Annotated in this window: 14 protein-coding genes; 4 read left to right on the forward strand and 10 right to left on the reverse strand. The window is 66.8% G+C overall.

Annotation, left to right across the window (positions count from 1 at the left end; genetic code table 11):
* Window positions 1-3 precede the first annotated feature (3 nt).
* Window positions 4-693: a class I SAM-dependent methyltransferase gene (locus tag ABZV58_RS17890; protein WP_355001239.1), complete on the forward strand. Its 690-nt coding sequence runs from the start codon at window positions 4-6 to the stop codon at window positions 691-693.
* A 57-nt stretch (window positions 694-750) separates the two neighbouring features.
* Here ABZV58_RS17890 and ABZV58_RS17895 read toward each other — a convergent pair whose 3' ends face one another.
* The 4 genes from ABZV58_RS17895 to ABZV58_RS17910 all read right to left on the reverse strand — a co-directional run bounded on the left by ABZV58_RS17895 (window position 751) and on the right by ABZV58_RS17910 (window position 4,239).
* Window positions 751-1,827 carry a prenyltransferase gene (locus ABZV58_RS17895; RefSeq protein WP_355001240.1) on the reverse strand — a complete coding sequence of 359 codons (1,077 nt, stop codon included), beginning with the start codon at window positions 1,825-1,827 and terminating at the stop codon, window positions 751-753.
* Window positions 1,814-2,545 carry a class I SAM-dependent methyltransferase gene (locus ABZV58_RS17900; RefSeq protein ID WP_355001241.1) on the reverse strand — a complete coding sequence of 244 codons (732 nt, stop codon included), beginning with the start codon at window positions 2,543-2,545 and terminating at the stop codon, window positions 1,814-1,816. Before ABZV58_RS17900 ends, ABZV58_RS17895 begins: the two co-directional genes overlap by 14 nt.
* Window positions 2,532-3,803, reverse strand: coding sequence for a glycosyltransferase family 4 protein (locus tag ABZV58_RS17905; protein WP_355001242.1), 1,272 nt, complete (start codon window positions 3,801-3,803; stop codon window positions 2,532-2,534). The genes ABZV58_RS17900 and ABZV58_RS17905 overlap by 14 nt, the downstream gene beginning before the upstream one ends.
* Before the next feature lie 70 nt (window positions 3,804-3,873).
* Window positions 3,874-4,239: a carboxymuconolactone decarboxylase family protein gene (locus tag ABZV58_RS17910; protein WP_355001243.1), complete on the reverse strand. Its 366-nt coding sequence runs from the start codon at window positions 4,237-4,239 to the stop codon at window positions 3,874-3,876.
* 309 nt (window positions 4,240-4,548) lie between these two features.
* Here ABZV58_RS17910 and ABZV58_RS17915 point away from each other — a divergent pair, with 309 nt between their 5' ends.
* Entirely contained in the window at window positions 4,549-5,781 is a 1,233-nt protein-coding gene (locus ABZV58_RS17915) for a cytochrome P450 (RefSeq protein ID WP_355001244.1), read from the forward strand.
* A 66-nt stretch (window positions 5,782-5,847) separates the two neighbouring features.
* Here the strand turns inward: ABZV58_RS17915 and ABZV58_RS17920 are convergent, their stop codons facing one another.
* A complete protein-coding gene (locus ABZV58_RS17920; protein WP_355001245.1) occupies window positions 5,848-6,588 on the reverse strand; it encodes a glucose 1-dehydrogenase in 741 nt (246 codons plus the stop codon).
* Between the two features lie 143 nt (window positions 6,589-6,731).
* On the opposite strand from ABZV58_RS17920, the gene ABZV58_RS17925 reads away from it, so the two are divergent.
* Together ABZV58_RS17925 and ABZV58_RS17930 are read left to right on the forward strand one after the other, a co-directional pair.
* The gene (locus tag ABZV58_RS17925) at window positions 6,732-7,814 is read left to right on the forward strand and encodes a diacylglycerol kinase (RefSeq protein ID WP_355001246.1); all 1,083 of its coding nucleotides are present in this window, start codon (window positions 6,732-6,734) and stop codon (window positions 7,812-7,814) included.
* A 35-nt stretch (window positions 7,815-7,849) separates the two neighbouring features.
* A complete protein-coding gene (locus tag ABZV58_RS17930; RefSeq protein WP_355001247.1) occupies window positions 7,850-8,977 on the forward strand; it encodes an NDMA-dependent alcohol dehydrogenase in 1,128 nt (375 codons plus the stop codon).
* Between the two features lie 110 nt (window positions 8,978-9,087).
* Here the strand turns inward: ABZV58_RS17930 and ABZV58_RS17935 are convergent, their stop codons facing one another.
* From ABZV58_RS17935 to ABZV58_RS17955, 5 genes are read right to left on the reverse strand one after another with little or no spacing between them, the layout of a single operon-like run.
* Window positions 9,088-9,672, reverse strand: a complete 585-nt coding sequence (locus ABZV58_RS17935) for a hypothetical protein (protein WP_355001248.1) — start codon at window positions 9,670-9,672, stop codon at window positions 9,088-9,090.
* 33 nt (window positions 9,673-9,705) lie between these two features.
* Window positions 9,706-10,662, reverse strand: coding sequence for an MlaD family protein (locus ABZV58_RS17940; RefSeq protein WP_355001249.1), 957 nt, complete (start codon window positions 10,660-10,662; stop codon window positions 9,706-9,708).
* Complete coding sequence (locus ABZV58_RS17945) at window positions 10,659-11,717, reverse strand: MlaD family protein (protein ID WP_355001250.1); 1,059 nt, start codon at window positions 11,715-11,717, stop codon at window positions 10,659-10,661. The genes ABZV58_RS17940 and ABZV58_RS17945 overlap by 4 nt, the downstream gene beginning before the upstream one ends.
* Window positions 11,714-12,823, reverse strand: a complete 1,110-nt coding sequence (locus tag ABZV58_RS17950; protein ID WP_355001251.1) for an MlaD family protein — start codon at window positions 12,821-12,823, stop codon at window positions 11,714-11,716. The genes ABZV58_RS17945 and ABZV58_RS17950 overlap by 4 nt, the downstream gene beginning before the upstream one ends.
* On the reverse strand, window positions 12,823-13,803 hold the full coding sequence (locus ABZV58_RS17955; protein ID WP_355001252.1) for an MlaD family protein: 981 nt from the start codon (window positions 13,801-13,803) through the stop codon (window positions 12,823-12,825). Before ABZV58_RS17955 ends, ABZV58_RS17950 begins: the two co-directional genes overlap by 1 nt.
* Window positions 13,804-13,814: the final 11 nt, after the last annotated feature.

Genomic DNA, 13,814 nt, shown 5'->3' on the forward strand with positions numbered 1-13,814 from the left:
ACGATGAGCACCGTATCGGCGCAGACTGCTCGCGCCGGGGAGTTGCTGAAGTTCGCCGAGGAGGTTGCGGGCTTCATGCCGCCCGACGAGGGCGCCGCGCTGTATCGGGCGGCGTCCGGGTACGCGAGCGGCGGTACCATCGTCGAGGTCGGCACCTACTGCGGAAAGTCGACCGTCGTGCTCGCGGCGGCGGCCGCGCTGTCCGGGGCGAGGGTGGTTACGGTGGACCACCACGGGGGTTCGGAAGAGCATCAGCCGGGGTGGGAATATCACGATCCTCAGCTGGTCGATCCGGTCACCGGGCGATTCGACACGCTGACCAGCTTCCGGCGCGCGATGGTCCGGGCGGGGTTGGCCGGCGAGGTGATCGCGATGGTCGGAGAATCCGGTGCGGTGGCGGCGCTGTGGCGTTCGCCGATCCGATTCCTTTTCATAGACGGAGGTCACACTGACGTGGCGGCAGCACGCGACTACGACGGGTGGTCACCACACGTCGAAGTCGGGGGAGCGCTGGCGATCCACGATGTGTTCCCCGATCCACGCGACGGTGGCCAGGCCCCGTTCCGCATCTATCGAAAAGCCCTGGACAGCGGCAAATTTCGCGAGGTTAGCGCTACCGGCTCGCTTCGCGTGCTCGAACGAGTCGCTCCGGTGGGCGGCGCCACGGACACCGCACACCAGCCGGTGTCCTGATCAGCACGGCGCTTCAGGGGCGTCGGTCGGACGCGCGTCCGACCGCCCCATTCCCGTTCATCGTCGTGGATACGCCGTCCCGCACGAGCACATACCGGGAAAGTCGAGCACCTGCGGCAGGCCGTCGCCACGGAAGATGCCGGATGCCCTGGTCGTTCGGGTCAGGGCATCCGCGGCGAGGACGACGGCGGCGGATGTCCACGTGGTTCGCTCCTCGGGCCAGCGCAGGCCGTCGGTGAAGACCAAGCCGGTCCAATAGGATCCGTCCGCGTCGCGTAGGTGCTGCATGGCGGTGAACTGTCGCAGCGCCGCGGTGCGTGCGCCGATGGTATCCAACGCCATGACCAGTTCGCAGGTTTCGGCTCCGGTGACCCACGGCCGGTCGCTCACGCACCGAATCCCCAGCTCGGGCACCACGAAAGTGTTCCAATGGCGTCGGAGGTGGCCTGCCGCGGCTTGTCCGCGCTGGACACCGCACAGGATCGGGTAGTACCAGTCCATCGAGTAGCGGTCCTTCGACAAGAACGCGTCCGGATGGGCTTGGAGCGCGTGCCGGAGCCGTCCGGCGGCCATTTCCCAATCGGGTTGCGGCTTACCGAGATAATCGGCGAGGGCCAGCGCGCACCGGATGCTGTGGTAGATGCTGGAGCATCCGGTGCGCAGACTGTCCGGCAGTGAGCCCGCCGGGCTTCTCGCCCAGCGGATTTCGCCCTGCGTCCCCTGTTCGGTCAGAACGAGGTCGATCGCGCGCCGGACCGTCGGCCACAGAGCGCGGGCGAACTGTTCGTCCTCGGTGCGCAGCGTGTAGTGCCACACCCCGGTAGCGATGTAGGCGCAGAAGTTGGTGTCGATGTTCTCGTCCTCGACGACGCCCTCCTGTATCCGGATGGGCCAGGACCCATCCGGACGTTGACCGAGCGCGCTCCACGTGTACGCGGCGCGTGCCTCGTCCAGCAGTCCCGCGGTCGTGAGCGCCATGGCCGACTCCACGTGGTCCCATGGGTCGGTGTGGCCACCGCGGAACCAGGGGATCGCGCCGCTGGATTCCTGCGCGTCGGCGATGGACCGCGCGGTGGCCCGGCACTGCCGCTCGGTGAGAACCGCAGGGACCGACGGCGGATCAAATCTGCGCATAGCGTACCGCGGGCTTGTGAAAGTAGAGTGCGACGCTCTTGCCGACGAGCGGGTTCATCGCGGCCTCGGTCACCCGGGTGAGCGCGGGGCGGCGCATCATGTCCCACACCAGGAACCGGTGGTAGAGGCGCACCGCGGCGTGGTCGTCCTTGTCCACGCCCAGTAGGCATTTCAGCCACCAGTAGGGCGCGTGCAGGGCGTGCGCGTGGTGCCGGTGCACCAGGTTCAGGCCGCGAGCGGTGACCTTGTCCCGCAGTTCGTCGGCGCGGTAGATGCGCACGTGGCCGCCTTCGTTGGCGTGGTATTCGTCCGACAGCCACCAGCAGATCCGCTCAGGCAGCCAGCGCGGGACGGTCACCACGAGCGTGCCGCCCGGTCGCAGCACCCGTACGAGTTCGGCGATCGCGGCGTCGTCGGCCGGGATGTGTTCGAGTATCTCGGAGGCGATGACGCAGTCGAACGTGCCGTCCGGGTATGGCAGAGCCAGCGCGTCGCCCCGCACGGCCTCCGCGACCGCTGTGGCCGGCGCCTCACCGACCTGCGCCATCGCGGCGAACATCGTTGCCACGGCGTCGATCTCGTCGGCGTCCTGATCGAAGGCGACGATGTCGGCGCCGCGCCGGTACGCCTCGAACGCGTGCCGTCCGGCTCCGCAGCCGACGTCGATCACCCGTGTGGCCGAGCCGACCCCGAGGCGGTCGAAGTCAATGGTGAGCATCGGAGCGCCCGTCCCTTCTCGGTCGCGCGACCGGCCGCGCGATCGCTGATTCGTAAACGTCGGCGGTGCGTGCCGCGACCGATGTCCAGCTGTAGCGTTCCTCGGCGCGCCGCCTGCCCGCGAGCTGGTAGCGGCGCCGCAGCGCCGGGTCGGCGAGCAACCCGTCGATCGCGTCGGCGAGCGCACCGGCATCGGCGGGTTCGACGACCTCGGCGCACAGTCCGTGGCCGCCCACCACTTCCGGCAGCGCGCCCGCGCGGCTCACGACCAGCGGCGTTCCGCACGCCATGGCCTCCACGGCCGGCAGCGAGAACCCTTCGTAGAGCGAGGGAATGCAGGCGATCTCGGCCGAGCTCAACAGGCGGGCGAGCTCGTCTTCGCCGATACCCTCGTGTGTGCGGACGATGTCGGCGATGCCGAGATCGGCGATGGCCTTCTCGGTGGGTCCGTTCGGTTCCAACTTCGCGACCAGGTGCAGTTCGACCTCGTGCCGGGTCCGCACCGCGGCGATCGCGCGCAGCAGATAGCCGATGCCCTTGAGCGGCTTGTCCGCGCTCGCGACGGCGACGATCCGGCCCGCGACGCGCGGCACGCGATTCGGTGCGAACAGTTCGGTGTCGACGCCGAGCGGAACCACATGCATCTGCGAAGGATCGACGCCGAAGTCGGTGACAGTGTCGCGCGCCGAGGAGCCCGAGACGGTGATCAGATCGGGGATCGCGCGGGCGACCTCGATCTGCATGTCCAGGAATCCGTACCAGCGGTGGACCAGCGGCTTGCGCCACCAGGGCGCGGCGGCCAGATCGACCGCACGGTCCCGGGTTATCGGGTGGTGCACCGTCGCGACCAGCGGCAGTCCCAGGCCGGGCAGGTCGAGGAGTCCGTAGCCGAGGCACTGGTTGTCGTGCGCGATGTCGAAATCGCCTGCCCGTTCGGCGAGCACTCGGGCGACCCGGAGACTGAACGTCAATGGCTCGGGGAAACCGGCGGTCCACATGGTGAGCAGTTCGCGCACATCGATGCGGTCTCTGATCTCACGAAAGCGGGGAGTGCGGAATGGATCGTCGTCGCGGTACAGATCCAGGCTGGGCACCTTGGTCAGGCGTACTCGGGGGTCGAGGTCGGCGGGATAGGGTGGACCGGAGAACACTTCGACGTCGTGGCCGAGTACAGCGAGCCCGCGACTCAGTTGCCGGACATACACCCCTTGGCCGCCGCAGTGGGGTTTGCTGCGATACGACAGCAGCGCGATGCGCACGATCAGGCTCCTTTCGCTCGGGTCGGGAAATATGCCTTGTCGACCGTTGCTTCGAGTGTTCCGCGCATGGCTACCGTAGCCCGGGCTCGGCGCTGTCGATGATCTTGTCGAGTGCCGCGTCGATATCGGCCGCGACGGGCCAGCCGACATAGTGCGCGAGAAACAGCACGATCTCCCGCAATTGGTTCTCGTCGAGTTCGGTATTGCGCAGCGCGGCGTCCATCTGAATGGACGCCACATCGGCGAGGCCGGCCGCGGCGATGACGCCCAACAGCAGCAGTCTGCGATCTCGCAGGCTCAGTCCGGGACGTGACCAGATGCGGCCGAACAGGTGATCGGCGGTCGCGGCGAAGTGGGCACCGGGGCCGTCCTTCATCGGCCACCCGTAGACCTGCTCCATCATGTCCAGGCCGTGTCTGCGGATGTTGTCCGTCATTCCCTCATCCTTTTCCCACCCGTCCGCATGGACAGGTGTCTGGACTCTAGTTCAGAAACAGCGGACGTGGCAACCCTGTTCGGTTGAATCCGCCACTGGCGGTTCGGGGTGACGTGTCCAGCAGTTCAGGCGTGCACGCAATGCGGATCTTTTCCGTCCAGAGGCTCTACTCGTGTGTGGACAGCTGTCTGTACAACTGTTCATGTCCGGCGTAGCGTGGCGGAGGAAGGCGATTGCCCGGCTGTCGCGTGGATCGGCCCAATCGGTCGCACCGCAGGTGACATTCGAGCGTCGTGACGGATTCTCTTGATGGAGTGCGCTGTGAATGTCGATATGGAGACGCGGGTACCGTTCGACCCTTACGACTATCTGTTCCACGAGGACCCGTACCCGACCTACGCGCGGCTGCGCGCCGAGGCGCCGGTGTACCACAACTCGACGCAGGATTTCTGGGCGTTGGCCAAGCACGCCGACGTGCGGGCGGCGTTGCGCGACAGTGTGCGGCTGTCCAACAGCTGGGGCGTGTCCATGGATCCGACCTCGTACGGTCCGGACGCGCACAAGTCCATGTCATTCCTGGCGATGGACGACCCCAAGCACGCGCGGATCCGCAAACTCGTCTCCAAGGGCTTCACGCCGCGGCGGGTGATGGATCTGTCCGACCGGATCACCGCGCTCACGCGCCAGCACTGGCAACGATGCCTGGAGATGAAGGAGTTCGACTTCATCCGCGACTTCGCCGGACTGTTGCCGATGGACGTCGTGTCGGAGCTGCTTGGGGTACCCGAGGTCGATCGCACCCACCTGCGTGAGCAGTCGGACCTACTGCTGCATCGAGAAGAGGGCGTTCTCGATGTGCCGGAGGCGGCGATCTACGCCTACGTGGAGCTGGTTCGCTACTACCAGGAGCTGCTCGCGGACCGGCGCAAGAATCCCGGTGACGACATGGTGTCGGTCTTGATCGACGCCGAGATTCCGGACGGCGCCGGTGGGGTGACCCGGCTCTCCGACGAGGAGATCATCGGATTCATGGTCCTCATGGTGGTGGCCGGTAACGAGACGACCACCAAACTGCTCGGCAATGCCATGTATTGGGGATGGCGATTCCCGGACGAGCTGGCCAAGCCGTTGGCCGATCCGGGAATTGTGCCCGCGTGGACCGAAGAGACGCTGCGTTTCGACAATTCGACGCAGATGTTGTTGCGACGGCTCGTCGCCGACGTGGAATTCGGTGGGTTCACGATTCCGGAAGGCGACCGCGTGCTGTTGCTGGTGGGTTCGGCGAATCGGGACGAAGACGTGTTCGACGACGCAGCCGAGTATCGGATCGGTCGAGACAGCTCCCAAACACTCATGAGTTTCGGCCTCGGCGTGCATTTCTGCCTCGGCGCCCATCTCGCCCGGTTGGAGGCGAATATCGGGCTCACCGAAATCGCCAAATCGCTGAAGAGCTACGAAATCGACGCCGCGGCCGCCGAGCGTGTGCATTCGGTGAACGTCCGCGGGTTCGCGGGCCTTCCTATGTCGATTCGTCCCGCGTAGCCGCGTCGACGATGTGTGTGGAACGTCCCATCGGCCGTCCGTTCGGCCGATGGGACGTTTCGCACGTTACTGAGATTTGTGCGGCACCGCGGTGACCAGGCCGCCGTCGACGACGAACTCCGATCCGGTGGCATACGACGATTCGTCACTGGCCAGGAAGAGCACGAAGGTCGACACCTCCTCGGAGCCGGCGGGCCGCCCGAGCGGGATGGTGACCAGGTCGTCGGGGATCCCGGCGGTCATCGGAGTCCTGATGAGCCCAGGGTGCAGCGAGTTCACCCGGATGTTGTGGGGTGCGAGTTCCAGCGCGGCCGATTTCGCCAGGCCGCGGACTCCCCACTTCGACGCGACGTAGCCGTGCGCCCACGGGGCTCCCCGCAGGCCCTCGATCGACGACACGTTGATGATGGAACCGCCGCGCGCCGCGATCATCGGTTCCACCACCGCCCGCATACCGAGGAACGTGCCCGTCAGATTCACGTCGAGAATCCTTCGCCACCGATCGACATCGAAATTCTGTAGTGAGCTGCCATTGATGATGCCGGCGTTGTTCACCAGAACGTTCAGTGACCCGAATTCACCGACCGCGGTCGCCACCGCGGCCGACCAGTCGTCCGAGCTGGTGACATCCAAGTGGATATAGCGCGCGGCCGCGCCGAGTTCCTCCACCAATCGCCGGCCTTCGTCGTCGAGGATGTCGCCGACGACGACTTTCGCCCCTTCGGAAACGAGCAGTCCGGCATGCGATGCACCCATTCCGCGTGCACCGCCACTGATAATCGCGACCTTGTTTTCAACACGTCCCATGTCGGCTCACGCTAGCATGAAAGACACTGGACTGGAACCTGTTCTAGACACTAGTCTAGTCGAAGTTCGCCGGCGTGGATGGGGATTCCTCGCCGGCGGCACGGCAACGGGCATTTCCGCCCGCGACTGCGAGGAGTACAACGATGACGATCCGCGTCGTCCATATCGGCACCGGAAACGTCGGCAGGCCGGCCTTGGCAGGCACGATCACCAATCCGCGATTCGAATTGGTGGGTGTCTGCGTGTCGAACCCGGACAAGGTGGGAAAGGACGCGGGCCAGCTGGCAGGGCTGGACGTGGTCACCGGCATCACCGCCACCGACCGCCTGGACGATCTTGTCGCACTGGCACCCGACTGCGCCGTCTACTGCGCGATGGGGGACACGCGCACATCCGGGGCGTTCGCCGACTGCTTGCGGCTGGTCGAAGCGGGCATCAACGTCGTGGGATCGGCGCCGGGCATGCTCCAGTACCCCTGGCATATCATGCCGGACAAGTACATCGCACGCATCGAGGACGCCGCTCGTCGCGGTGGCGCGAGCATCTTCATCACCGGCATCGACCCGGGCTTCGCGAACGACCTGATTCCGCTGGTGCTTTCGGGGACCTGTCAGCGTATCGAACAGGTCCGTTGCGTGGAGATCGCCGACTACGCCACCTACGACGGCTCGACGGTGATGTTCGACGTGATGGGTTTCGGCAAGCCGGCCGACGAGGTGCCGTTGCTGTTCCAGCCGGGTGTGCTCGCCGCCGCTTGGGGGACCGCCATTCGCCAGCTCGCCGCGGGCCTGGACATTCCGGTGGACCGGATCGAGGAATGGCACGAGCGAGAGCCCGCGCCGGAGGACTTCGATGTGGCCGTCGGCCGGATACCCAAGGGTGGACTCGCCGCGGTCCGCTTCGAGATTCGCGGCATGGTGGGCGACACTCCCGCGATCGTCGTCGACCACACCACCCGGTTGCGGGGCGACCTGCGGCCCGACTGGCCACAGCCTGCGCAGCCCGGCGGCTCTTACCACGTCGAGATCACCGGCGAGCCTTCCTATCGCGTCGACATCTGTCCCACCAGCCGCCACGGTGACCACAACTACGCGGCGATCCTGGCGGCGGCGGGCCGGATCGTCAACGCCATCCCCGCCGTCGTCGCCGCGGCGCCGGGCATCAGGACGACGTTGGATCTGCCGCCGGCGTTCGGCAGGCAGTTGTACGCACCGGTCACGAGATGAGCCCGACAGGCTTGTTCCAAGGAGAGTAGGTATCCATGAAAACCAAGGGCGCGCTGCTGTGGGAGTTCGATCAGCCGTGGTCGGTCGAGGAGATCGAGATCGGGGATCCGCGCAAGCACGAGGTCGAGATCCAGGTCGAAGCGGCGGGCATGTGCCATTCCGACCACCACTTGGTGACCGGCGGCATCCCCATGGCGGGTTTCCCGGTCCTCGGCGGCCACGAGGGCGCGGGCATCATCACCGAGGTCGGTGAGGGCGTCGAGGATCTGGCCGTCGGCGATCACGTCGTACTGTCGTTCATCCCGTCCTGCGGGAAGTGCCCGTCGTGTCAGGCCGGACTGCGCAACCTGTGTGATCTCGGCGCGTTGCTGTTGGCGGGCACCTCGGTCACCGACGGCTCCTTCCGGGTGCGGGCCAAAGGACACAACGTCTTTCCGATGACATTGCTCGGGACGTTCGCGCCGTACATGGTGGTGCACGAGAGTTCGGTCGTGAAGATCGATCCCGCGGTTCCGTTCGAAGTCGCCTGCCTGGTCGGGTGCGGTGTGACCACGGGATACGGGTCGGCGACCCGGATCGCCGACGTTCGCCCCGGCGAGGATGTCGCGGTGATCGGTCTCGGCGGTGTCGGGATCTCGGCGTTGCAGGGGGCCGTCAACGCGGGCGCGCGCTACGTCTTCGCGGTGGATCCTGTGCCGTGGAAACGCGAGCAGGCGTTGAAGTTCGGCGCGACCCACGCCTACGCCACTCTCGAAGAGGCGACGGCCGCGGCCGCGGAGATCACCGCGGGCGGTATGGCCAAAAAGGTCATTGTCGCCGTCGGCGAGGTGCGCGGCGAGGACGTGGATTCCTGGATGGGGATCACCGCGAAGGCCGGAACATGCGTGCTCACCGCGATGGGCAGCCTCGTGGACAACAAAGCCACCTTGAACCTGGCGATGCTCACCCTGCTCCAGAAGAATCTGCGGGGCGCCATCTTCGGCGGCGGCAATCCGCACTACGACATCCCGCAGCTGCTGTCGCTCTACCGGGCGGGCAAGCTCGAGCTCGACAGTATGGTCACCCGGCAGTACCGGCTCGAGCAGATCAACGAGGGGTACCGAGACATGTTGGAGGGCAAAAACATTCGCGGCGTCATCCGGTTCACCGACGAGGACCGGTGAACCGGGGGACGGATGACGACGGCTCGACGTAGCGGCGTTCGACGCACCGAATCGTAAGAGGTGCCGCGTCAGGTTGCTCCGGGCCCGGCACTGTCGGGTTCGCGGCTGGCCTACTTGACCGCGATCGCGTTCTGCAGACCACCGACCTCCGAGATCTTCCAGCCGGAGTTCCGATCGATTGTCAGCGAATAAGTCACGGTCGTCTGCGCGCCATCGGGGTGCTGCACATTGGACGAATTCACGGTGAGATAGGTGTTCACCTTATAGAGTCCGCCGGACTCCGAGACGACGGTGGACGAGAGCGGGTTCGCCGTGGAGACCCATTGCAGCGGAAGCAGCACCTGTTCCAGCTGCGGGGCTGTGGCGTCGAACTTCGCGGCGAGTTCGGGGGTGGTTCCTTGCGAAAGGCGGTGGGTCCACGCTTTCACGTCGCGGTAGTCGATGGTCGAGGCACCCAGCGCGTAGTCGGTCGCGAGCTGCTCGGCGTGCCGGTGGTCGGCCTCGCGCCGGTCGCGGTCGGCGAGGGTGGTGCGTGCCGAGGTGTACAGCACGGCCAGCACCGCGGTCGCGATCAGCAGCGCCGTGATCGTGGTGCCTGTCGCCAGAGTGGACCACCGCAGCGACACCGTCCGCGGTGGTGCGGCTGCGGCCGCCCGCTCCTCGCCTGCCGGTGCGTCGTCGGCATCCTGAGTCATGACTTGTCCCTTCGGCGGTGGTCGTCCACCGCGCTACTTCGGCTGAATGCGGAAATGCAACGCGCCGTCGTCACCGACGCCGTGCAGCGCTTGTTCGATCAGTGCACTGATGTCCAAACGGGGCGCCCGCCCCACGGCGTCGGCGACCACCGGTTGCAGCATCGGACCGAGCGGCGCGATGTCCGGGCCGATCTTCTGGACCAGCGTCTCGACCTCGACAAGGAATGGAAGCAGCCCGTCGCCGGTGAAGTACTGGTCGGACGGACGGCTGTCGATCAGCCCGGCACTCGATTCGACGATCGCGTTGAGGGTGACGCCGAACTCGCCGAACAGCGGTCCCGCTGCGGTCAGCGACGGTCCCATCCAGTCGATGTCGGCGCCGAGGAGCTGAAGGTCGCCGAACAGTTGCCTGAGATGGCCCGTCCGGCTCAGCAGTGTGGCGGCCAGGAGGGTGGTGGACCGTTGCAAGGTCTGCATCGCGGCGTCGGTGCCGGCCAGGGCACGGTCGAACGTGCCGACCAAGCTCGCCATGACCTCGGGATGGACCTGGTCGAGCAATTCCACGAGGCGAGCGGACAAGGCCGTGATCGTCATCGGCGTCCGCACCTGATCAGCCGGAACGACCTGGCCGTTGGTCAGATACGGTCCGGCGCCGTCCTCGGGTTCGAATCCGATGTAGGGCTCGCCGAGCACGGACAGCTGTTCGATCCGCACCAGGCTGGAGACCGGTATCCGGAATCGGTCGTCGATCCGGAGCTCGACGGCCACGCCGTCGGCTGCCTTGCGCACCGACGCGGCTCGGCCGACGTGCACGCCGTTGAGCAGGACCGGGGAGTTCGGGCCGAGCCCGCCGGAGTTGTCGAGCCGCATATCGATCCTGATATACGAACGCCGGGGATCGATGTTCAGGACGCCGAAAGTCATGTAGGCCACTCCGAATACGAGCACCGCGAGGATCGCCGTCAGCGAAACCAGAGCTCGAGTGTTCATCGGACCGCTCCGATCATGCGCAGGATATCGATGACGCGGCGGGTCTGTTCATCGCGATCGGCAGCGCCCGTGACGGAGAACTCGGTGATGTCGACCTTCGGGCCGCGCTCCACGAACGGAACCACCTCGGTGTGGATGAGATCCACGAGTTTCCTCATGTTGGACGGCGAGTTCGTATCGAGCGGGCGAGCACCGAACAGCATCGGGACGACCGCGACCGCGGTGTCGTCCAGGGACTGCAGGAGCGGGGCGAGCCACAGCGTGCTCGGTGCGACCGGGCCCAGCGCGGTGAGGACGAAGATGACGCCGATCTGCGCGTTGATCACGTCGGTGGTCTGTTGGACGCCGAACGGCGTCAGCAGTTCCTCGAGCACCGGGGCGTTCGCGATGACGCCCTGTTCGAGGGTGGCCTGCATGCCGTCGAGCAGCGCGTCGACCGAGTCGATGTTGTCGGCGAGATCGGTGAGATCGGCGCCGAGGGTGCCCGCGATGCGCGCGGTGTCGCGAGGGTCCCGCGGCAGTACCGTGTTCATCTTGCGGATGATGTCCTGTACATCGGTGATGGCGCCGCTGCCGACGAAAACCGAAAGGGCCGCCAAGATGTCCTCGATCGTCGCGGATCCGGTGGTGTCCGCGAGCGGGATGGTGGCGCCGGGTTCGATGACCTGCGAGGTGGCCGCGGCCGGTTCGGACAAAGCGATGTGGACATCGCCCAGCGGCGTCTCCTGCCGCAGTTCGGCGGTCGTGCCCACCGGCAGCCGGACCGATTCCATGATGGCGAGCTCGGCCAGGACATATCCAGTCGACGGAGAATCGGTGACCACTCGCAGGTCGGTGAGCTGGCCGACCCGGACACCGTCGGAGATCACCTTCGCGCCTTGCGGAAGATTCAAGACGCTGGCGAACTCGATACGCAGGGTGTAGGTGGGACCGCTGACCCCGTAGCCGGGCACCGGAAGGTCGGCTACCTGTACGCCACAGCCGGCGGCCGCGCACACCACGGCGGTCGCGAGGGCCGTGCGGACGCGGCGGGCGAACGGCAACGGCCCGCTCATCGTGCACTCACCGCCGCCAGCAGGAAGGGCAGGGCCGGAATCGTCGCTGTGCCGCCGGGGTGTACCGCGCACGGTCGGCCGGTGAGCGCTTCGATGGCCGGGCAGATTTCCTGTTGCGGGACAGCGAGTTCGGGCGCGGCGTAGCCGATGGTCAGCTGACCTGTTTCCGGGTCCACCGTCTCGGCGAACCCGGACGCGATGGCGGGCGTCATGCGGATGACCTCCGAGAGCGAACCCACTCCGGCCGCCAGCATCGCCGGTAGATCGGTCATCGAGTTCAGTGCCCGCACCGCGGGCATCCCGAGCATCATGACGACGTCGTTGAGCTGGGGAAGCACCTGCGCCAGGTAGGTGACGATGTCGATGATCGGGGGGAAGGCGATGACCACGATGTCGTTGAACGTCTGGGGCAGTTCGGTGGTCATGGTCTCCAGGTCGTCCCAGCCGGAGCTGGCTCGGTGGGTGAGTTCGGCGAGCGCGTCGATCAGATTGCCGATATGCCCTATCGCCGCGTCCGGGGCCGAGAGTGCCTGTCCCAGTTCGCGAATGACGGTGTTGATCCGGTCGGCGGAGCCCGCGGTGGCGCGGTCCAGCGCCGCAAGCCCCGCCCCGAGGGAGCCCTGCTGCGCGGGATCGTGCGCGCCGTTGAGCTCGTCGGCCACTCCGGCCAGCGCGTCGAAGGTCTGCGAAAGGCTCTTCGGGGTGAGGGTGTTCGTGATGCAAGCGGCGGGATCCCAACCGGGTCCGTCCGGTTCGTCGCCGACCAGTGCCAGGTTTCGGTTGGCGATGAGCGTGTCGTCGACCGTCACGGCGCCCACCTCCTCGGGCAGCCTCCGGTCTGCACGGACCGTGAAACGCACTCGCGCCCACGGGCCGTTCGGTTCGATGCCGGTCACTTCTCCCACCCGGATGCCAAGCACGGTGACGGCGCTGCCTTGGCGCAGCCCGATGCTGTCTGGCATATCGGCGCAGTAGGAGCGGCTGGCCGGTTCCGATCGGGTCAGCTGCAGCGCGGCTCCGCCCGTCGCGACGAGCGTGACGACGACCGCGGCGGACATGAGCCCTCGCGATCCGAGAGTGCGGGTCAGCACGGTTCGGCCTGCCATCAACACTGTCCTCCCGGGATCGGCACGCAGATTCGTTCCGGTAGCAGGGTCACCGCGGACTGGTCGATCCTCACCCCTTCGCCCGGTGACAGCAGCGGAAGCAGGCGGTTCTGCATATCGCGCAGTGCGTCGACCAGCGCGCCGAGGTGGGCGCCGAGTTCTGCCAGCTTCGGCGCCGCCTCGGCCAGTGGCGCGGCGCGGTCTTTGAGCGTCGCGTCCCAGGCGCGCCCGAGGGGCGACACTTTGTGCAACACGTCGGCCACGTCCTCGAGCGCTTGGCCGATGCTCGTCTTGTGGTTGTAGACGATCAGCTCGAGCGTCCGCAGCTGCTGCACCAGCCGCACCAGGACGTCGGAACTCCGGTTGATCGCCGTGAGGTACTCGTCGGCCATCGAGAGCGCGCGCGAGATGTCGGAGTTCTGCTTGTTCATGAGGTCGATCAGGTCCTCGGTGGCGCGGAGCGCGGCGTGCACGGCGTCCGGGCTGTCGTGCACCGCGTCGGACAGGGCGGCCAGGTTCTGCCGGACGAGGTCGCCGTCGATCTCCTCGATGGGCGCGATGGCGTCCTGGAAGAGTTTGGTCAGATTGTACGGCAGGATGACTCGGTCACGGGGTATCACCGCCGACCCGAGCGGGCGGGTGCCCGACGGCTGTACGGCGACGTAGTAGCCGCCGACGACGGTCAGCATGCGGACGTCGAGAATGGTCTGATCGCCGAGGAAGACGTCGTCGCGGACGGTGAATGTCATCCGGACACGATCCGGCAGCAGCGAGAGTGACTCGACCTGTCCGACCGGCACGCCGGCGAGGCGGACGTCGTCGCCGGTCCGCAGCGCTCCGGCCTGTGCCAGCTCCGCGGTGTAGACGTTCTCCGAGGTGCTTCCGGTCGCGTGCACGACACCGATCGCGACCGCCAGTACCGCGGCACCGCACAGACCCGCGATGCCCCACCGCAGGTCATCGGAGCGTGAATCGGTCACGCGCGCAGGGC

The sequence above is a fragment of the Nocardia sp. NPDC004654 genome, assembly GCF_040609595.1.
Classification (GTDB): domain Bacteria; phylum Actinomycetota; class Actinomycetes; order Mycobacteriales; family Mycobacteriaceae; genus Nocardia.